Origin of the sequence: Salinisphaera sp. RV14 (assembly GCF_052044135.1) — a bacterium.
In the GTDB taxonomy this organism is placed as follows: domain Bacteria; phylum Pseudomonadota; class Gammaproteobacteria; order Nevskiales; family Salinisphaeraceae; genus Salinisphaera.
This window is the reverse complement of the sequence record NZ_JBQDYF010000003.1, coordinates 1-18,299: the sequence shown is the minus strand read 5'-3', so window position 1 is coordinate 18,299 and position 18,299 is coordinate 1. Positions and strand designations below refer to the sequence as shown.

The window sequence follows — 18,299 nt, the reverse complement described above, 5'->3', positions numbered from 1 at the left end:
GTTCATTGTTCGCCGGCATCGTCCGGCCCTACCTTGCCCTGATCGCTGGCGCGTTCGCGGGCGACGTCTCTTTTTTCCTCGGATTGTACCTTCTCGGCGTCGATCTCCTGCTGATCGTCATCCGCGCCGCCCGCCTTGCGCGCACGCGCGACCACCAGTTCGTCCGGCACATGAAGCGTCCGGGTCGGGAACGAGATCGCGCCGCCGTGTTCACGGATACGGTCCTGGACGCGCTGCAGCACGCCTTGCTTGACGGCCAGATACTCGGCCCAGTCGGTGGTGTGGGTATAGCAGTAGACCAGCAGATCGAGCGATGAGTCGGAAAGCGAATCGAGATAGGTGAGGACGACCTGGTCCGAATCGATGTTCTCGTCCGCCGCCAGCATTGCGCGGATATCCTCGACCAGATCGGGCACGATGGCCGCGTCCTGATAGCGCAGCCCGATCGTCTCGCTGATCAGGCGATGGCTCATTCGCGACGGATTCTCCAGCGCGACGTTCGAGAACACGGCATTGGGCACGTACAGCGGCCGCATGTCGAAACGACGCACCGTGGTCGCACGCCAGCCGATGGCTTCCACCGTGCCCTCGATGTCGCGATCCGGCGAGCGGATCCAGTCGCCGACGGAAAACGGCCGATTCATGTATACGGTCATGCCGCCGAAGATATTGGCCAGCATGTCGCGTGCCGCGAAACCGACCGCGATCCCGCCGACGCCCGAGAACGCCAGCAGTCCCGAGGGGGATACGCCAAACTGATCCAGCAGCACCAGCCCGGCAATGATCAGGGTCACGGCGCGTACGAGTTTCGCGATGGCATCGGCGCTGGTGGCATCGAGCTTGTCGTTGCGCCGTGCCGCGCGGGCCAAGGCGTTCTTCTCGATCGTGGCGATCAGCCGGAAGAAGAACCAGACCATGGTCAGCGTGATCAGAATGCCGCGTGCCGGGGGCACGTAGTCCCGCCAGGCATAATTCGACGACGTCGCCAACACGATTGCGATCGAAATGCCACCGATCCAGAGCAGAACCTGCAGCGGACCGTTGACGCTGCGATAAAGTGCGTCGTCCCAGAGGTTGCGGGTCTTGAGCACCTTGCGGTGCAGCCAGGCGAACAGGCCGCGCGTGACCAGGTCGAGCAGCCCGGTGAGAACCAGGATGCCGGCCACATCGATCGCCGTGCCCCAATCGTTACGCAACGACAGGTAGCGCGACATGAACGCCTGATAAGTGCCGACTACATCCATCAGGCGGCGCCCACCAGGCGTGCGGCGGTTTCACGCGCGGCGTCCAGGCGCGCCGGGTCCGGTGCGGACCGCGACGCGGACCGGCCCAGTCGGCGTGCCAGTGCTTCGCGTCGTGCCCGGCCGCGATCGGGGGCGCCATCGGCCACGGTGCGGCGTGCGACCAGCGCGGCATCGCGATCGTTGCACACGGGCAGATAATCGCAGCCGGCCGCCAGGGCCAGCCGCGTGCGATCGGCATAATGACCCAGTGCCGCCGCACCGCCCATGCTGAGATCGTCGCAGAATACGCAGCCCTCGAACCCCAGCCGCCCACGCAGGATATCCTCGATCCAGCGCGCCGACAGACTGGCCGGACGCGCCTCATCGACCGCGGGGAAGCGTACGTGGGCCATCATCACCGAGGCCACGCCCTGATGAATCAGGGCCGCAAAGGGCGCCCAGTCGTGCGCCAGGTCTGCAAGCGCGCGATGATCGACCGGCAATTCGCAGTGCGAATCGGCGGGCACATAGCCGTGGCCGGGGAAATGCTTGGCCGTCGCCGCACTGCCGGCATCGGCCAGGGCGGCGGCAAACGCGCCAGCCAGATCGCTCACGCTCTGCGGCGTCGCGCCGAACGCGCGGCTGCCGATGACCTCGGACACCCCGTAGTCGAGATCCGCCACCGGGGACAGCGGCATGTCCACGCCCACGGTCTGCAGCTCGGTGGCCACCAGCCAGGCCAGTTCACGGGCTGCGGCACGCGCCTCGACCGGGTCTTGCTGATAAGCCCGGCCGAGTGCGCGCATGGGCGGAATGGGGGTAAAGCCGTCACGAAAACGCTGCACGCGACCGCCTTCGTAATCGGCCACGATCAGCAGATTCGGCCGCACGCCACGCATGTCCGCCGTCAAATCGGCCAACTGTTCGCGGCCGGCGAAATTGCGCGTGAACAGGATCGCCCCACCCACGGCCGGATCGGCGAGCAGTTCGCGATCGGCGTCCGTGAGCGTCGTGGCCTCGATATCGACCAGCAGCGGTCCGGGCGGCGGCAGTGGACTCATTGTTTCTCGCCCCACTGGCTGTAGGGCGCAAACGCCAGCGCATGGTTGTAGTAGCGCACGTCGTCGGTAATCTCGGCCCCGAGCCAGTCGGGGCGCACGAATACCTCGTCGGCGGCGTCGAGCTCGATTTCGGCAACCACAAGCGGGGCATTGGCGCCCACGAATTCGTCGATTTCCCAGACATGCCCGGCATGCTCGAGCCAGTGGCGCGTCTTTTCCACCGGCGGCGTCAGGGTCAGCTGATCCAGGATCTCGCGGGCTTCGGCCAGCGGTATCGGATATTCATATTCGGCGCGCGACGAACCGACGCGGGCCGCCTTGAGATTGAGGTTCGCCTGCTCGCCCTCGATGCGCACGCGCACCGACGCCCGGCCCGCCTGGTTCAGGTAGCCCTGGGCGAAAAACTGGCTCGCATGTGCGGCATCCCGCCAGGCATCGCCAACGACGAGAAACTTGCGTTCGATTTCCACTGCCATGGAGGATCCATCGTTCTATCGGAAATTCTATCGGGCGAATACCGCCATCGATTCGATGTGCGCGGTATGCGGAAACATATCCATCACGCCGGCGGCGAGCAGACGATAACCATGACGCTCGACCAGGGCCGCCGCGTCGCGCGCCAGCGTCGCCGGGTGGCATGAGCAGTACACGACACGCGCGGCACCGGTCGCGGCCACGTGATCCAGCACCTCGGCCGCGCCCGAGCGCGGCGGATCGAGCAGTACCTTGTCGGCCCGCTCGGGCCGCCATGCCGGCGGCGTCGCCGGCTCGAACAGATTGTCGACGTGGGCCGTGACGTTGGTTGCGCCGTTGCGCGCGGCATTGGCTCGCGCCCGCGCGACCAGACCGGCGTCGCCTTCGACCGTGATCACCGCGCCGGCGCTGCGCGACAAGGGTACGGAGAAATTGCCCAGCCCCGAAAACAGTTCGAGCACCGTGTCGTCGGGCTGCACGTCCAGCTGCGCGATCGCGGCATCGATCATCCGGCGGTTGATATCGCCGTGAATCTGTACGAAATCGTTCGGCTCGAAACACAGCCGCGCATCGTAGGTCGGCAGATCGTAGTACAGCGGTTCGGGTGCGCCGGCGAGCGGCGCGATCGTGCTTTCGTTACCGGGCTGCAGGTAAATGACGAAGCCGGTGGCCTCGGCGTAGGCCGCTAAACGTTGTCGATCCGTCGGCGTCGGCGCTTCCAGCACACGAAAGACGAGCGCCACGTGATTGTCGCCGGCCGCGACCTCGATCTGCGGAATGGCACTTCGAATCGACAGCTCGTCGATCAGCCGGCCGAGTTCGGCCAGCCGCGCGCCGACTTCCGGCACCAGTACCTCGCAGCGTGACAACTGGGCGATGAACGGGGCGCCGCGCTCGCGAAAGCCCACCAGCGTACCGCCCTTCTTGGGCACGTATTTCACGCCCAGACGCGCGCGCCGACGATAGCCCCAGTGTTCCCCGGTCAACGGTTCGAGCACGCGTTCCGGCGTCACCCCGCCCACGCGCGCCAGGGCATCGATGAGCTGGCGCTGCTTGAATTCTACCTGCGCTTGCGGCGTCGCATGCTGCAGGACGCACCCGCCGCAGACACCGAAATGCACGCAGCGCGGGGTGGCGCGCTGGCTGGACGCCGAGAACAGTGTCGCCATCTCGGCCTGTTCGTAAGCGCGCTTGACCTTGACCGGTTTGTACAACGCCCGTTCCCCGGGCAGCGTATCGGCCACGAAGATCGCCTTGCCGTCGACATGCCCGACGCCGCGGCCATTGCTGGCCAGATCGGTGATCTCGACCACGCCGTGCTCGGGCGCCTTCCCGCGCTTGCGCCGGCGACTCATGTGCCGTCCCCGATCCCGAGCCCGGCCAGCCGCGCCTCGCGTGCGGCGCGGTCGCCGGCGTCGACCGTGCCGGTCACATACTGCCAACGCAGCCAGAGCCGATAGCGGGCAATCGCCCGGGCCGCCGGCGCTGGCTCATCCGTGGCGCCAAGCCCCGCCATCAAGCGCAGGCATTCCAACTCGACCCGCGCCGCCGGGTGATCGGCCGGCGCCGGTGCGACGCGCGCGCCCAAGGCGCAGGCACGGCCTGTCGAAAACCCGTCGGGCAGCGGCATGTCGTGAACCAGCGCCCGGGCCGCGAGCAGGGCCCGGGCGACCCCATCCCAGTCCACCAGGGCCACCGCACCCGTTGGCCAGGCGTCGAACAGCGCCGCCAACCGGTCGCGCTCGTGCGCGCCGGCCGGACCGATCAGGGACAGGGCGTGACCGTCATCGACGACTGCCGCCAGCCGCTCGATCCGGCAAAGATGTCCCGGCAGATCGGCCCGGCCCCAGCGCTGCATATGGACCTGTTCCAGCGCCCGTGCCACGCCGGCATCGTCCAGCGCGCCATAATCGGCCAGCCGGCGTGCCGCATCCACGTCCAGCGCGGTATGCGCGACCAGTACGACCGTCGCGGTCGTCACGGTTTGTCGTAGACGCCGGTCGACAGATAGCGGTCGCCGCGATCGCAGACGATCATGGCGATGGTGGCGTTCTCCACCTCGGCGGACACCGTCAGCGCGGCAAACACGCTGCCGCCGGACGACGGCCCGGCGAAGATGCCTTCCTCACGCGCCATGCGCTTCATGGTCGCCTCGGCGTCGGCCTGCTCGACATCGATAATGCGATCCACGCGCGCCGGCTCGAAGATCTCGGGCAGATAGGCCTGTGGCCAGCGCCGGATGCCGGGGATCTTCGATTCACCGGCCGGCTGCACGCCGATGATCTGGATGTCCGGATTCTGTTCCTTGAGATAACGCGAGCAGCCCATGATGGTGCCGGTCGTGCCCATGGTGGCCACGAAATGGGTGAGCTGCCCGTTCGTGGCCTGCCAGATCTCCGGGCCGGTGGTTTCGTAGTGCGCGCGCGGATTGTCCGCGTTGGCGAACTGATTGAGCAGGTGGCCTTCACCGTCGTCGTGCATCTGCCGGGCCCGATCGCGTGCGCCTTCCATGCCTTCGGCTTCGGAGACCGACACGATCTCGGCGCCGTAAGCCCGCATCGAAGCACGCCGCTCCTCACTCATGTTCTCGGGCATGAGCAGGCGCATCCGGTAGCCTTCCATGGCCGCCACCATGGCGAGCGCGATGCCGGTATTGCCGCTGGTGGCCTCGATCAGCGTGTCGCCCGGCTTGATCTCGCCGCGCTCGGCGGCGCGCCGGATCATCGAGAACGCCGGCCGGTCCTTGACCGAACCCGCCGGATTGTTGCCCTCGAGCTTGGCCAGCAGCGTATTGGAGGTGTCGCCGGGCAGCCGCTGAAGACGGGCGAGCGGGCTGTTGCCGACGTAGTTCTGGAGCGTGGGATAACTTTTCATGAGGCGAGTCTAGCAGTCGCGTGTTCGAGGCTTAACCGGGCCGAATATCAATGCAGGTTGCGGCGCGCGGTTTCCATCGCCGCGCGCATCTCGCGCACCGCTTCGGCCAGCCCCACGAACACTGCCCGCGCGACCAGCGCATGGCCGATATTGAGTTCGACGATTTGCCGAATCCCGGCGATCCGGCCGACGTTGTCGACGTGCAGACCGTGCCCGGCATGGACTTCGATACCGTGCCGGCCGGCCCACTCGGCGGCCTTGACGATGCGCTCGTGTTCGCGTGCGACCACGCCTTCATCGGGCGCATCGGCATAGGCGCCGGTATGAATCTCGATAAAGCGCGCACCGGCCCGGGCGGCGGCGTCGATCTGGTCGATCTCGGGATCGATGAACAACGCCGCGTTGATGCCCGCGCCATTCAGCGCATCCAGCCCCTCGCGCACGCGCTCGACCTGGCCGGCGACGTCCAGCCCGCCCTCGGTGGTCAGTTCCTCGCGCGATTCCGGCACCAGGCAGCAATCGCGCGGCTTGTGCCGCAGCGCGATCTCGACCATCTCGTCGGTGAGCGCCATTTCCAGGTTTACGGGCACATCGCCCGCCGCGCACAGGGATTCGACGTCGGCATCCTGAATGTGGCGGCGATCCTCGCGCAGATGAATGGTGATGCTGTCCGCACCCGCGGCCATGGCCTGCCGGGCGGCGTCGGCCACACTCGGATAACGCGTGCCGCGCGCCTGGCGCAACGTGGCGACATGGTCGACGTTCACGCCGAGGCGCAGGTCCGATGGCTGAATGGTGGTGCTGGCGTTCATGAGGAGGCTCCCGCATCGGGTTCGCCGCGGCGGCCGCCGGCGGCGAATTGTTGCATCGCTTGTAGAGTCTGCACGGATTTTAACGGCTTGGCGCCGATATGCGGGGCCAGCGCCGCCTGCATCAGGTGCCGCGCCTGGCGCACCGCTTCGCGATCGGGCAACCGGCCATGCAGCAGGCCGATCAATGTGCGCCCGCCGACGGCGATCTCGTTCGCGGCCGCACGCGCCGGACCGCGGCGCAGTCCCTGCTCCGAATGCCAGGCGTAATCGGCCTCCGCCACAACCGGATCGCCGTCCCCGGTTGCGACCAGGTTCAGGCCGTAGCCCAGCTCTTCCAGTAGATCGCGCTCGAAAAAACGCAGACCCACGATCGCCGGTGCGCCCTCGCCCATGGCATCGAGCAACGCCGCCAGGCTATCGTGAATACGCGGATGCGGATCGTCCCGCGCGGTCAGGCGCATCACCAGCTCGGCCGCGTACAGTCCGCCCATCAGCGCATGCCCGGACAGGACATACCCGCGCATGTATTCGACCCCGGTGAGCGTATACAACTCGCCGCGGCCGGACCAGGACAGCGCCACCGCCGACAGCGGCTCGAGCAGACCGCGCCAGCGCGATCTGGCCCGGCGCGCGCCCTTGGCAATGGCACCGACGCGCCCGTGCTCGCGCGAGAACGCCTCGACGATCAGGCTGGTGTCGCGCCAGGGCCGCCGGTGCAGCACCAGCGCGGGCGTCAAGTCGACGCGCATGGCCCGCCACGCGGGGCGCGTGCTTCACGACGAGGGCGACACGCAAGAATATTTTTGCCCGCGGATGCACACAGATACACGCCGATAAAACAGGAAACCCTTATCGTTTCTCCCTTGCCATGCCCTCGGCGTCTATCGGCGGTCATCTGCGGACGTCTTCCGTTCGGCCCCGCCCGATCAGTGGCCGAGATCGCGCACGCTGGTCTCGGAATCGATCCAGTTGTCGCGCACCTTAACCCAGAGCCGCAGATCCACGCGCTGGCCGAGCCGATCCACCAGATCGAGCCGCGCGGCCCGGCCGATCTTCTTGAGCATGGCGCCGCCGCGACCGATCACCATCGCCTTGTGGTTGTCGCGCGCGACCCAGATACAGGCATGGATCTCGATCTGCTCACCCGAGCTGTCGAAGCGCTCGATCTCGATCGCGATCGAATACGGCAGCTCTTGCTGGAGGTGCATCATCAATTTCTCGCGCACCGCCTCGGCGGCGAGAAAACGCATGTTGCGGTCGGTGTATTCGTCCTCGGGGAACAAATACGGGCCTTCCGGCATGCGGGCGCGGCATTCGTCGATGAGCGCGTCGAGATTGTCGCCGCGCTGGGCCGACAGCGGCACCACGAACTCGAACGCACGGCGCGCGATCATCTGTTCCATGAACGGCAGTAGCTCGGTCTTGTCGGGCACGCGATCGGTCTTGTTCACGACCAGGCCGACCGGTGCCTGGATGCGTTCGAGCCGGGCCAGCGCCGCGGCATCGTCATTGCGCCACTGGCCGGCCTCGACCACGAACAGGACGAGATCGATTCCGGCCAGGCTGGCCACGGCGGTCTCGTTCATCACCCGGTTGAGCGCGGTCTTGGCACCAGTATGCAGGCCCGGCGTGTCGACCAACGCGACCTGTACATCATCGCGCGTGAGCACCCCGATAATGCGATGCCGCGTGGTCTGCGGCTTGGGCGTGACGATCGATACCTTCTCGCCGACCAGCGCATTGACCAGTGTGGACTTGCCCACATTGGGCCGGCCGACCAGCGCCACCATGCCGCTCTTGAGGGAAGAGGATTCGCTCATGTCTGTTTGCCTTCCAGGCGTTGCAGCATCCGCTGGGCGGCGTTCTGTTCGGCCTTGCGCCGGCCGCCGCCCTCGCCCTCGACCGCCTCGCCGCTATCGGCCAGGCGACAGCGCGCCACGAAATGCTGGGCGTGGTCCGCGCCGGAGACGCTGACCACTTCGTATTCCGGTCGGGACCGGGCGCGGGCCTGCAGCCATTCCTGCAGGCGAGTCTTGGCATCCTTGAGACTGTCGGCGGAGGGCAGTTCCGCCAGGCGCCGCCGGTACAACGACAGGATGACATCGCGCGTTCGCTCGAAGCCGGCGTCGCAGTAGATCGCACCGAGCACGGCTTCTACCGCATCGGCCTTGATCGAGGCACGCCGACGGCTGCCGGCCCGGTTTTCGCCCGGGCCCAGCACCAGCAGTTCGGCCAGACCCAGCTCGTCGCAGATCTCGGCCAGCGTACGCTCGCGTACCAGTGACGCGCGCAGACGCGACAGATCGCCTTCCGGGGCCGCCGGATTTTGCTCGAACAGGGCAGCTGCGATGACAAAATTGAGAACGCCGTCGCCCAGGAATTCCAGCCGCTCGTTATGATTGGGGCCGGCGCTGCGATGGGTCAGCGCCTGGCCGAGCAGCGCGCGCGCGCTGAAATCGTGGCCGATACGCCGTTCGAATGCATCGCGCGCCTGGGCGCGGTTGACCGACTCACCTCCGCTCATGCCGGATCAGCCGTCGCCGGGCTGCATGACGGCCTTGTCGTCGAAGCTGTAGACCAACGACATATTGAATGCCAGCGGCCGACGCACTTCGTAATGCAGGCCCAGCACGCGGGTTGCGCCGTCGTGGCTGATGGTCACGTCATGCGACGACACGCCGGACGCGTACCCCGCTTCGAAATGACGCGCCACGGCGCGCTGGATCGCGATCGCATCGGCATGCTGCAGTGACGGATCGCGGGCCACTTCGGTCAACGCGTGCTGAATCTCACGGTTGTTGAGATACACCGGCACGCTGCGGATGGCGATGAACACGATGAGCCCGAGCGTGACCAGCACATACAGGCCCGACCACAGGGTGAAACCACCCTGGCGCCGCGCCGAGGCGGCCTGCGACATGTCGTTCAATCCAGCCATGTACCAATCCGCGAGAAGCGTACCTTGAAGTCCGAGAAATCGACGCTGAGCCAGATCAGGACGGCCCGGCCGACAAGATCGTGTTCCGGCACGAAGCCCCAGATACGCGAATCCGAACTGTTGTCGCGATTATCGCCCATGGCGAAATACTCGCCCTGCGGCACGGTCACGCTCGCCTGCGGGCCCTGCCGCCCGATCACGTGCAGCATCTTGTGCGGCTTCGCGCCCGGCAGCTTTTCCATGAACAACCGCATCTGGTCGTAAACATCCGCGTCCGGCCCGTGATACAGGCCAAGACTCTTCCTGGGTACGGGCTTGCCGTTGATGTACAACTGTTCGTTGCGATAAGTGATCTTGTCGCCGGGCAGACCCACGATGCGCTTGATGTAATCCTCGCTGGTATTGTGCGGGTAGCGGAACACGGCCACGTCACCGCGCTTGGGCTCGCCGGTATCCAGAATCTTGGTGTGCGTCACAGGCAGGCGCAACCCGTACGAGAACTTCGACACCAGCACGAAATCCCCCACGAGCAGCGTCGGCACCATCGATTTGGAGGGGATACGGAACGGCTCGAACACGAAGGCGCGCAGCACCAGAACCGCCAGCAGCACCGGAAAGAACGAACGACAGAACTCGATTGCCCAGTTGCCTTCGGCGCCCGCCGGCCGGCGCCTGGACAATACCAAGCGATCGACCAGCCAGACGATGCCGGTGATCAGGCAGGCCAGCGTCAGCCAGGCTTCGAAGTTCATGTCGATATGGCTCATGGGGTCGGGATTCCTGGCTAGTCTTTGTCGTCCGTGGAAAGCACGGCAAGGAAGGCCTCCTGGGGAATCTCCACACTGCCGAGTTGCTTCATGCGTTTCTTGCCTTCCTTCTGTTTTTCCAGCAGCTTGCGCTTGCGGGACACGTCACCGCCGTAGCACTTCGCCGTGACGTTCTTGCGCATGGCCTTGACCGTCGAGCGCGCCACGATACGCGTGCCGATGGTCGCCTGGATGGCGACGTCGAACATCTGCCGGGGCACGATGTTCTTTAGCTTCTCGACCAGCGCCTTGCCGCGATCGTAGGCCTGTTCGCGGTGCACGATATGAGCGAGCGCATCGACCGAGTCACCGTTGATCAGCACGTCCAGACGCACCAGGTCGGCGGCCTGGAAACGCACAAAATCATACTCGAAGGACGCGAAACCCCTTGAAACGGATTTCAGGCGATCAAAGAAGTCGAGGACGACTTCCGACATGGGCAGCTCGAAATCCATCTGCACGGAATTGCCCATGTACGCCATGTTCTTCTGCACACCGCGCTTTTCCATGCACAACTGCATGACCGGGCCGACGAACTCCTGCGGCATCAGGATCGAGGCCTTGATGATCGGTTCCCGGATTTCGTCGATCTCGCCGGTGGGCGGCAGCTGCTGCGGATTGGAGATCGCGCGCTCTTCACCGGCATGGGTCAGCACCTGATAGACCACCGTCGGCGCGGTGGTGATCAGTTCGAGCCCGTATTCGCGCTCCAGGCGTTCCTGCACGATCTCCATGTGCAGCATGCCGAGAAAACCGATACGAAAACCGAAGCCGAGTGCGGCCGAGGTCTCGGGCTCGTAGTTGAGCGAGGAATCGTTCAGGCGCAGCTTGGCCAGTGCGTCGCGAAAATCCTCGTAGTCGTCGGAATTGACCGTGAACACGCCGGCGAACACGCGCGGCTGAATCTGCTTGAAGCCGGGCACGCGCTCGGCGCAGGGGGCGTAGGCATGGGTAAGCGTATCGCCCACCGGCGCGCCGTCGATGTTCTTGATACCGGCCACAACGTAGCCGACCTCGCCCACTTCCAGCGCGGGGCGCGATTTCTTCTTGGGCGTGAACACGCCCACGTCGTCGACCTCGTACTCCCGTCCGGTCGACATGACCTTCATCCGATCGCCCTTGGCCAGCCGACCGTTACGGATGCGCACCAGCGACACCACACCCAGATAGTTGTCGAACCAGGAATCGATGATCAGCGCCTGTAACGGCGCCTCGGCATCGCCCGCCGGCGGCGGCACGCGGCGAATGATCGCCTCGAGCACCTCGGTGACCCCCTCGCCGGACTTGGCCGACACCAGCAACCGCTCCGTCGCCTCGAGGCCGATCACGTCCTCGATCTGCTGGGCGACGCGCTCGGGATCGGCGGCCGGCAGATCGATCTTGTTCAACACCGGCAGCACTTCGAGATTCTGCTCGATGGCGGTATAGGTATTGGCCACACTCTGGGCTTCCACGCCCTGAGAGGCATCCACGACCAGCAGCGCGCCCTCGCAGGCGAACAACGAGCGCGACACCTCATACGAGAAATCGACATGCCCGGGCGTATCGATGAAGTTGAGCGTGTAGGTCTCGCCGTTGGCCGCGGTGTAGTCGAGCGTGACGGCCTGCGACTTGATGGTAATGCCGCGCTCGCGCTCCAGATCCATCGAGTCGAGCACCTGGTCCGCCATTTCGCGCTCCGTCAGCCCGTTGCAGGCGCGGATGAAACGGTCGGCCAGGGTGGACTTACCATGGTCGATGTGCGCGATGATGGAAAAATTGCGGATATGTGACTGCATTCAGTGGGCCAGCGCCGACACAAAACAATCGCCCCGGCAAAGCCGGGGCGATACGGATTAGGATGCGCAGTATACGCGCACGGGCAGCGTTTTTTTAGCCGCCCTGGCCGGGCTGGCCTGTCGCCATGGGCAGATAGAGGCGCACCCCGTCCCGCAGGACCAGTAGCGCGACCGGCCCGTCCGCCTGGCGCAATGCATCCAGCAACGTCCGCCGATCCTCGACATCGGTCGAGCCCACGCTGAGGATCACGTCACCCGCGTGCAGGCCCGCCCGAGCCGCCGGCCCCGGCGCAACGCCGGTCACGCGCACCCCGCCCCGCTCCAGGCCGAGCGCCCGGCGTTGCTTGGTGTTCAGCGATTCGAGCGTCAGGCCGAACGGCGGCTTGTTCGGCCTGGGTTGGTCCTTCGGCCCCCCCGGGCCACCTGCACCGCCCTGCAGGCGCGCCGGCAGGGCCGCGACCGTCACCTGCTCGGTACGCGTCTTCCCGTTGCGCAGGATTTTTAGCCTGGCCTTGTCGCCCGGCTTGACCGAAGCCACCAGTGGCGGCAGATCGGACGCCGAATCCACCGTTTGGCCGTTGAAGGCGAGGATCACATCGCCGACATCGATATCGGCCCTGGAGGCCGGGCTGCCCTTGAGAATCTGCGTGACCAGCGCGCCTTCCGGCCGGCTCAGCTGAAAGGATTGCGCCAGCTTGCGGTCGACACTCTGGATCTGGACGCCGAGCCAGCCACGGGTGACATGGCCGGTCGTGCGTAATTGCCGGGCCACCTTCATGGCAATATCGATCGGGATCGCGAACGATACGCCCTGATAGCCGCCGGTCTCACTGTAGATCTGCGAATTGATGCCGACCACTTCGCCAGCCATATTGAACAGCGGCCCCCCGGAATTGCCGGGGTTGATCGCGACATCCGTCTGCAGGAACGGCACATACTGGTCGTCCGCCAGGCTGCGGCCCTTGGCCGAGACAATGCCGGCGGTGACCGACGTCTCGAACCCGAACGGCGAACCGATCGCGACCACCCAGGCGCCGACATCGAGCTTGTCCGGGTTACCGATCACCACCGTCGGCAGATGCGTCGCCTTGACCTTGAGCACCGCCACGTCGCTGTCCGTGTCGGCACCGACCACGCGGGCGATAAGCTGACGGCGATCGTTGAGCTTGACCACGATCTGGCCGGCGCCGGCGATGACGTGGCGGTTGGTCAGAATATAGCCGTCCGACGAGATGATGAAGCCGGAACCCAAAGAGACATGTTGGCTGTCATCGGGCATTTGCGGCGCGCGCGGTCCATTGCCGTCGTCGCCGAAGAAACGATGCAGCCAGTCACCAAGCGCACCGTCCGGCCCCGGGCTCTGCTGCCCCGGCGACGGCGCGGCGTGGTCGGAACCGGAGCCGGCGGAGTTGCCGGCCGGTTGGCGAGCCTGGGCAGGCAACGCGCTGATGTTGACCACCGCCGGCGAGACGTTCTTGACCAGCCGCGTGAAGTCCGGAAGCCCGGACACCAGCGGCTTGTTTTTATTGTCCGCGTGACCGGCTTGTGCATCCGGGCCCGCGGATGCGTGGTCGGCCCGGGCCTGGTCGTTGGATTGCGAATCATCACGGCCGCAACCGCCAAGTACCAGCGCGCAGCTCACGACAAGGATGACCCATCCCACGCGTGTGCAAAGCATTTGCATTGCATTGTCCCCTTGTTTGTTGTGGACGCCGTATCTCCCTGACGTCCTCGCTCAGTCTACCGCGACAGCGAGCGATTGGGCCGTTTGCCCGTTCGCGGCACGGTCCGGGGGCCCTCAGTGGCTTGACGCCGCCTTGTTTGCAGCCTTTTTTGTCTGCACCAGATTTTCAGCGATACGGCGCGCGGTGATGGCGGGGACTTCGCCCACGACCGTGATCTGCGTGTGATTCACGATATCGCCGTAGGCATGGACCGCCCCCATGCGGGTCGCCCCCTTGAGCGGCGCGCGCAGTCCGGCGGGCGCGATGAAGGCAGAAACCGTGGCCACGCCATCGGTGAACAACATCTGCCGCACCGAGGCCTTCGACGTCAATTGCCGCACGCCATCCTCGGCGAGCCTGAAACCGGGCGGGAGATCGGTCGCCTTCCATTGTTCCTCGGGCGCGTCCGAGGCGCTCTCGGCCACGTGAACAGCCTGATGGCGCACGATGCGAAAGCCGTGCACATCATAGCTCGGCACGAATTCCGAGTCGGAAATCTTCTTGGGGAAGGAGACTTCGGTGAACATCATCTGCTCGAGCCGCTTGCCGTGGTCGAGCAGGTCGAGCTTGAGCGGCAACTCCGTCCTGCTGTCGATCAGCATCTTGTAGCCATAGCGAAACTTGTCGCGTGGCCGGATGGCGATCACCCGGCATGCCCGGCCCGCCGTGCGCGTGGTGCCCATGTCGACGACCTTGTAGTTCGCCTTGAGTTGCTTCGGGGAAAAGTGCGACACGCTGCCGAGCAGGCTCTTCGGCGGATGTTCGGAGACCAGCACCAATCGATGATCGGGCAGGATCGACGTCACCTTGTTGCCCTTGCGGATCACCTCTCGCGCCTCGCCGCTCAGCGAAGTCAGCCGCTCCTCTTCCATGTGGTCGTGGTAGCGATGCACCACCTTGAGCGTGTCGGCGTCGCCGCTGCGCAGGTACACGATAACGCCGCGATAGGTTTCGTGGCGGACGGCGTCGGAAGCCTGACTAAGGAGGTCGATGGCCTTCGCGCTGTCACCGTCATCCTTATGCGGCGCCGCGACGGCCGGAGCGATCAATCCGAATGCAAGAAGGAACGCGGTCAGCGCTCTCGTCACTGCGGCACATCCTGTCCGTAAGCGGCCACCCGCACCAGTGCCGGCGTAGTGCTCGACATGCCATAGCCGCGCGCCATGCCGTTGTGGTCGACCAGATAGCCGTTGAGCTCGTCGCGCACCGCAGGGTCGGACACCGACCAGTGGTCGGCCGGGCCGTCCGACGACGACAGCCCGCGCGAACGCGCTCCGGCCGACGCGACCGTCTGCACATGCGCCGACTGTGCCGGTACCGAGCTGAAGTCGGCCAATCGGCTATTCCAGCCACCGCTGGCAAAGCCCTGGTGCTGGCTGCCGGCCGCATCCCGGGTGCGTGTGGCCGCCGGACCGTCGTTGGCGCTCGCCACGCGACCTTCCGAACCCGAGGTGCCGCTACGCACGAACGGATTGCCGGCCAGCAGCACCACGCCGGCCACCGAAGCCGCCGCCGCCATGCCGGCCACGCCGCGCCAGCGACGTGTGCGCCGCCGCGGCGCCATGCGCACGATGTTCTCGCGCGGCGCCACGGATTCGGGATGCTCATCGGCGGCGATTGCCGCCATCACGCGATTGGCGAAGCCGGTATCGACATGGACGGCCGGCTCGGCACTGTGGGAACGCAGTGTCGTCCGAATCCAGTGCTGGCGCGTCCAGCTGTCGCGCAGCGACTCGTCACGCAGCAACGCATTGACCACCGCATCGGCCTCGTCTCGCGTGGCCTCGTTATCCAGAAAGGCGGACAACTGCTCGTTCATAACAACCTCACTTGTCCGAAAGGGACACCAGCTTTTCCTCGATCGCCGCACGCGCGCGGAATATTCGCGAACGCACCGTACCAACCGGACAATCCATCGACTCCGCGATCTCTTCGTAACTCATGCCATCCAATTCGCGCAACATGATGGCCGTCCGCAGATCCTCGGGCAGGTCGCGTATGGCCGTGATCACCGCATCGCGGATCTCTTCGCTTTCCAGCACGGCCTCCGGGGTCGCCTGCTCGGAAAACCGGTCCATGTGCCCGAACGCCTCGGCGTCCGCCACGTCGATGTCCTGGCTCGCCGGTCGTCGCGACCGGGCCACCAGGTAGTTCTTCGCGGTATTGATCGAAATACGATAAAGCCATGTATAGAACGCGCTATTGCCCTTGAACCCGGCGAGCGCGCGGTAAGCCTTGATAAAGGCTTCCTGCGCGACATCGGGCGCATCGGCCGGACTGACGTACCGCGCGGCCAGCTTGATCACCTTGTGCTGATACTTGCGGACCAGCAGATCGAATGCGCGATCGTCGCCGGCCTGTGCCCGCGCAACGAGCTGATCGTCGGAAGCGTCTTCGCTCATCTAAACGCGGCACGCGCCCGGACTACGGATTGTCAGGATAGATCGACGTGCATTTGCCTCGCTTTGCCAAAGCACCGTGTCTGCATTATTCCCATAGACCGCGGCGGCCGGGAATAGTTCGGCAATTTTTTGAAGACGTTGGCAAATCACCATGCGGGCGAGGTCCATCCAGCTGACGGCAATAACCCCCCTAGTCTAGCGGCGCAGCGGCTCGGCGTCATTCGTGCCTCGTTCATTGACCCGTCGGGGTGATCGTGCACCACCGTTGGCCTGTCCGGCGCAGGACACCACGCCCAGCCAGGCCCCTTGACGTGCGATGAAGCGGGCCGCGACCCGCTGTGCGCAGGCGTTACCCCGGATCACGCCATGACCGCCCCCGACCACCGGCAGGAATTGCCAGCCCGGATGCGCCAGCACGGCCCGTGCCGCCGCCGCGGCGGGCGTGAACACATCCCGGGTACCGGCGACCAGCAGTGTCGGCACATGCTCGGCATGGCGCACCGGCGCCAGCCGGGGAACCGGCCACTGGCGGCAGGCGGCCGCCGCGGTGCGCCCGTCCCGACGCATTGGCCGCGCCGCGAACTGACAGCGGGTGCTCCAGTACACCGGCGCGGTCCGCGATCTGTGTTGCCTGAGCGCAAGCAACGGCCCGGCGAGCGCGCCCAGCGCGCCGGGGTTTTCGACTGCGCGGCGCAGCATCCGGACGACGCGCGCATCCTCCGGACGGCCATACGCCGACAGCAGCAGCAGCGCACCCAATGTCCGGCCGTCGATGGTCACCGACCGCGCCGATCCCGGCGGCTGCGCGACGGTGATCGTCACCGGATGCCGCGCCCGTGAGGCTAGCAACCCGGGGATCGTCGCGCGCAACGAAGGCACTGCCAACCGGCAAGACAGTGTGCGCGCGCAGGCACGGCGCAGCTGACGTCGGCGTCGCCGCAAGGCTGCCGCTTGCCTGTCGCGTTCCGGGCGCGGGCGCAGCACCGGCGAATCCAGAATCAACAGGCGCACGTCGCCGGGGTGCCCGGCCGCCAGGCGACCGGCGATCAACGCGCCGTAGGACTCGGCCCAGATCACGGCCCCGCCCGGGGCCAGCGCCGTAATCAGCCGATGCAGATCCGCAACCTGCGCCGTGGCGCCAAGCCGGCCCGCGGTGCCGGCACCCAAGCGCGCGAAGCACGCGGCTAGACGGCCTGCAGGGGTCGCGTCCGGCCGGCTCGGACAGACCGGGCGCGGCGCACTCTTACCGGTACCGCGCGGGTCGAAGATGACCAGATCGCGCGGCCAGCCCGCTGCCTGCTGGAAACGGCGCCAGGCCCGCAGCACGGGCGCTCGCTGCCCGCCGGCATCGCCCGGGCCGCCGGGCACATAGATCACCGGGTGTCGCGTCGGCCCCTCGGGGCGTGCCTGCAGGCGGGTTATCCGCAGATGCACCCGCCGCCCATGGATGCGGTCACCGGAAATGAAATCGCCGCAGTGCATGACGGCGGCGCTATAGCCACCCCGGGCGCCCGACGGGCAAGCGTGCCAGCGAATAACGCCGCCGAACGCGGCGCCGGCCGTCATGACGCCCCCGAAGAGCACGCCATATCGCAGCAGGCGACGCGCCGCACGGCGGCCGCGAGTCACGTCCGGCGCGCGGGCGGCATCACCCGACACCGGGCGCGCAGGCGCCGATGCACGTCGGCGTCGACGCCATCGAACGGGATGATGATCGCGCGGGCGAATCGACGGCCCGGGATACGCATCTTCAGCCGAACCCAGGCCGCGCCCCAATGCCGGGCCTCGATGCATTCGCCGTAATGCTCGCGACCCGCGCGGTCCTGCCAGTAGAGCCGGTGGTCGGCGGCCCAGCGTAGCCGCACGGGCACCCCGCCCCCCCGCAATCCCAGAGCCCGTTCGCAACGAATCGCGGAAAACACGACGAACAGCGCCGGGAAACCCAATACCGGACGCGATACCGTCAACGCCGCGACAACGACGAACGCCGCGCCATGCGCGGCCAGGCTGGTGAGCCGAAGCGCCGACGACGGCCGGAAGGTGACGTGGATGGTATCGCTAAACCGCACCGGCACAGCATAAGTGCGCGCGACAGCCGCCGGTCAAACGACGAGGGCCTGTTGCCGTTTCGTCCGCGTCCGCGCCAAGCGCTGTTTTGCGGCAAGACGAGGCGTAGCGAACGTAGCGTAGTCGTTCTACGTGAGAGA

At 66.3% G+C, this 18,299-nt stretch carries 19 protein-coding genes; all 19 read right to left on the bottom strand.

The features are described 5' to 3' along the window. Positions 1-2 precede the first annotated feature (2 nt). Positions 3-1,244: a mechanosensitive ion channel family protein gene (locus tag ACS8Y6_RS04525; RefSeq protein WP_440855053.1), complete on the bottom strand. Its 1,242-nt coding sequence runs from the start codon at positions 1,242-1,244 to the stop codon at positions 3-5. Beyond that, positions 1,244-2,284: a beta-N-acetylhexosaminidase gene (nagZ, locus tag ACS8Y6_RS04520; protein ID WP_440848273.1), complete on the bottom strand. Its 1,041-nt coding sequence runs from the start codon at positions 2,282-2,284 to the stop codon at positions 1,244-1,246. Before nagZ ends, ACS8Y6_RS04525 begins: the two co-directional genes overlap by 1 nt. Then, positions 2,281-2,760 carry a CYTH domain-containing protein gene (locus ACS8Y6_RS04515; RefSeq protein ID WP_440855052.1) on the bottom strand — a complete coding sequence of 160 codons (480 nt, stop codon included), beginning with the start codon at positions 2,758-2,760 and terminating at the stop codon, positions 2,281-2,283. The genes nagZ and ACS8Y6_RS04515 overlap by 4 nt, the downstream gene beginning before the upstream one ends. Positions 2,761-2,787: 27 nt before the next feature. Next, positions 2,788-4,113, bottom strand: a complete 1,326-nt coding sequence (gene rlmD, locus ACS8Y6_RS04510) for a 23S rRNA (uracil(1939)-C(5))-methyltransferase RlmD (protein ID WP_440848271.1) — start codon at positions 4,111-4,113, stop codon at positions 2,788-2,790. Continuing rightward, a complete protein-coding gene (locus ACS8Y6_RS04505; protein ID WP_440855051.1) occupies positions 4,110-4,739 on the bottom strand; it encodes a hypothetical protein in 630 nt (209 codons plus the stop codon). Before ACS8Y6_RS04505 ends, rlmD begins: the two co-directional genes overlap by 4 nt. After that, positions 4,736-5,632, bottom strand: a complete 897-nt coding sequence (gene cysM, locus ACS8Y6_RS04500) for a cysteine synthase CysM (RefSeq protein WP_440848269.1) — start codon at positions 5,630-5,632, stop codon at positions 4,736-4,738. Before cysM ends, ACS8Y6_RS04505 begins: the two co-directional genes overlap by 4 nt. Positions 5,633-5,679: 47 nt before the next feature. After that, a complete protein-coding gene (locus ACS8Y6_RS04495; RefSeq protein ID WP_440848268.1) occupies positions 5,680-6,444 on the bottom strand; it encodes a pyridoxine 5'-phosphate synthase in 765 nt (254 codons plus the stop codon). After that, the gene (gene recO / locus ACS8Y6_RS04490) at positions 6,441-7,193 is read right to left on the bottom strand and encodes a DNA repair protein RecO (protein ID WP_440855050.1); all 753 of its coding nucleotides are present in this window, start codon (positions 7,191-7,193) and stop codon (positions 6,441-6,443) included. Before recO ends, ACS8Y6_RS04495 begins: the two co-directional genes overlap by 4 nt. Before the next feature lie 177 nt (positions 7,194-7,370). After that, entirely contained in the window at positions 7,371-8,264 is an 894-nt protein-coding gene (gene era / locus ACS8Y6_RS04485; RefSeq protein ID WP_440848266.1) for a GTPase Era, read from the bottom strand. Then, a complete protein-coding gene (rnc, locus tag ACS8Y6_RS04480) occupies positions 8,261-8,968 on the bottom strand; it encodes a ribonuclease III (protein ID WP_440848265.1) in 708 nt (235 codons plus the stop codon). The genes era and rnc overlap by 4 nt, the downstream gene beginning before the upstream one ends. A gap of 6 nt (positions 8,969-8,974) precedes the next feature. Beyond that, positions 8,975-9,382, bottom strand: coding sequence for a DUF4845 domain-containing protein (locus tag ACS8Y6_RS04475; protein ID WP_440848264.1), 408 nt, complete (start codon positions 9,380-9,382; stop codon positions 8,975-8,977). Beyond that, on the bottom strand, positions 9,370-10,149 hold the full coding sequence (lepB, locus tag ACS8Y6_RS04470) for a signal peptidase I (protein ID WP_440848263.1): 780 nt from the start codon (positions 10,147-10,149) through the stop codon (positions 9,370-9,372). The genes ACS8Y6_RS04475 and lepB overlap by 13 nt, the downstream gene beginning before the upstream one ends. 17 nt (positions 10,150-10,166) lie before the next feature. Continuing rightward, positions 10,167-11,966 (bottom strand): translation elongation factor 4, encoded by a 1,800-nt coding sequence (gene lepA, locus ACS8Y6_RS04465; protein ID WP_440848262.1) that lies wholly within the window; start codon positions 11,964-11,966, stop codon positions 10,167-10,169. A 94-nt stretch (positions 11,967-12,060) separates the two neighbouring features. Beyond that, complete coding sequence (locus tag ACS8Y6_RS04460) at positions 12,061-13,650, bottom strand: Do family serine endopeptidase (protein WP_440855049.1); 1,590 nt, start codon at positions 13,648-13,650, stop codon at positions 12,061-12,063. A 114-nt stretch (positions 13,651-13,764) separates the two neighbouring features. Further along, complete coding sequence (locus ACS8Y6_RS04455; RefSeq protein ID WP_440848260.1) at positions 13,765-14,778, bottom strand: MucB/RseB C-terminal domain-containing protein; 1,014 nt, start codon at positions 14,776-14,778, stop codon at positions 13,765-13,767. Continuing rightward, positions 14,775-15,509, bottom strand: coding sequence for a sigma-E factor negative regulatory protein (locus tag ACS8Y6_RS04450; protein ID WP_440855048.1), 735 nt, complete (start codon positions 15,507-15,509; stop codon positions 14,775-14,777). The genes ACS8Y6_RS04455 and ACS8Y6_RS04450 overlap by 4 nt, the downstream gene beginning before the upstream one ends. A gap of 7 nt (positions 15,510-15,516) precedes the next feature. Then, entirely contained in the window at positions 15,517-16,092 is a 576-nt protein-coding gene (gene rpoE, locus ACS8Y6_RS04445) for an RNA polymerase sigma factor RpoE (protein ID WP_440848258.1), read from the bottom strand. 195 nt (positions 16,093-16,287) lie between these two features. Beyond that, the gene (locus tag ACS8Y6_RS04440; protein ID WP_440855047.1) at positions 16,288-17,658 is read right to left on the bottom strand and encodes an alpha/beta hydrolase; all 1,371 of its coding nucleotides are present in this window, start codon (positions 17,656-17,658) and stop codon (positions 16,288-16,290) included. 59 nt (positions 17,659-17,717) lie between these two features. Next, complete coding sequence (locus ACS8Y6_RS04435) at positions 17,718-18,161, bottom strand: protein YgfX (RefSeq protein WP_440855046.1); 444 nt, start codon at positions 18,159-18,161, stop codon at positions 17,718-17,720. Between the last annotated feature and the right edge of the window lie 138 nt (positions 18,162-18,299).

What these genes read in the sequence shown, in the direction of transcription:
- recO (WP_440855050.1), bottom strand. Translation starts at nt 7,193, where the DNA reads ATGCGCGTCGACTTGACGCCCGCGCTGGTGCTGCACCGGCGGCCCTGG.
- ACS8Y6_RS04475 (WP_440848264.1), bottom strand. Translation starts at nt 9,382, where the DNA reads ATGGCTGGATTGAACGACATGTCGCAGGCCGCCTCGGCGCGGCGCCAG.
- ACS8Y6_RS04440 (WP_440855047.1), bottom strand. Translation starts at nt 17,658, where the DNA reads ATGACGGCCGGCGCCGCGTTCGGCGGCGTTATTCGCTGGCACGCTTGC.
- rpoE (WP_440848258.1), bottom strand. Translation starts at nt 16,092, where the DNA reads ATGAGCGAAGACGCTTCCGACGATCAGCTCGTTGCGCGGGCACAGGCC.
- ACS8Y6_RS04495 (WP_440848268.1), bottom strand. Translation starts at nt 6,444, where the DNA reads ATGAACGCCAGCACCACCATTCAGCCATCGGACCTGCGCCTCGGCGTG.
- era (WP_440848266.1), bottom strand. Translation starts at nt 8,264, where the DNA reads ATGAGCGAATCCTCTTCCCTCAAGAGCGGCATGGTGGCGCTGGTCGGC.
- lepB (WP_440848263.1), bottom strand. Translation starts at nt 10,149, where the DNA reads ATGAGCCATATCGACATGAACTTCGAAGCCTGGCTGACGCTGGCCTGC.
- rnc (WP_440848265.1), bottom strand. Translation starts at nt 8,968, where the DNA reads ATGAGCGGAGGTGAGTCGGTCAACCGCGCCCAGGCGCGCGATGCATTC.
- ACS8Y6_RS04460 (WP_440855049.1), bottom strand. Translation starts at nt 13,650, where the DNA reads ATGCAAATGCTTTGCACACGCGTGGGATGGGTCATCCTTGTCGTGAGC.
- ACS8Y6_RS04515 (WP_440855052.1), bottom strand. Translation starts at nt 2,760, where the DNA reads ATGGCAGTGGAAATCGAACGCAAGTTTCTCGTCGTTGGCGATGCCTGG.
- nagZ (WP_440848273.1), bottom strand. Translation starts at nt 2,284, where the DNA reads ATGAGTCCACTGCCGCCGCCCGGACCGCTGCTGGTCGATATCGAGGCC.
- lepA (WP_440848262.1), bottom strand. Translation starts at nt 11,966, where the DNA reads ATGCAGTCACATATCCGCAATTTTTCCATCATCGCGCACATCGACCAT.
- rlmD (WP_440848271.1), bottom strand. Translation starts at nt 4,113, where the DNA reads ATGAGTCGCCGGCGCAAGCGCGGGAAGGCGCCCGAGCACGGCGTGGTC.
- ACS8Y6_RS04525 (WP_440855053.1), bottom strand. Translation starts at nt 1,244, where the DNA reads ATGGATGTAGTCGGCACTTATCAGGCGTTCATGTCGCGCTACCTGTCG.
- cysM (WP_440848269.1), bottom strand. Translation starts at nt 5,632, where the DNA reads ATGAAAAGTTATCCCACGCTCCAGAACTACGTCGGCAACAGCCCGCTC.
- ACS8Y6_RS04450 (WP_440855048.1), bottom strand. Translation starts at nt 15,509, where the DNA reads ATGAACGAGCAGTTGTCCGCCTTTCTGGATAACGAGGCCACGCGAGAC.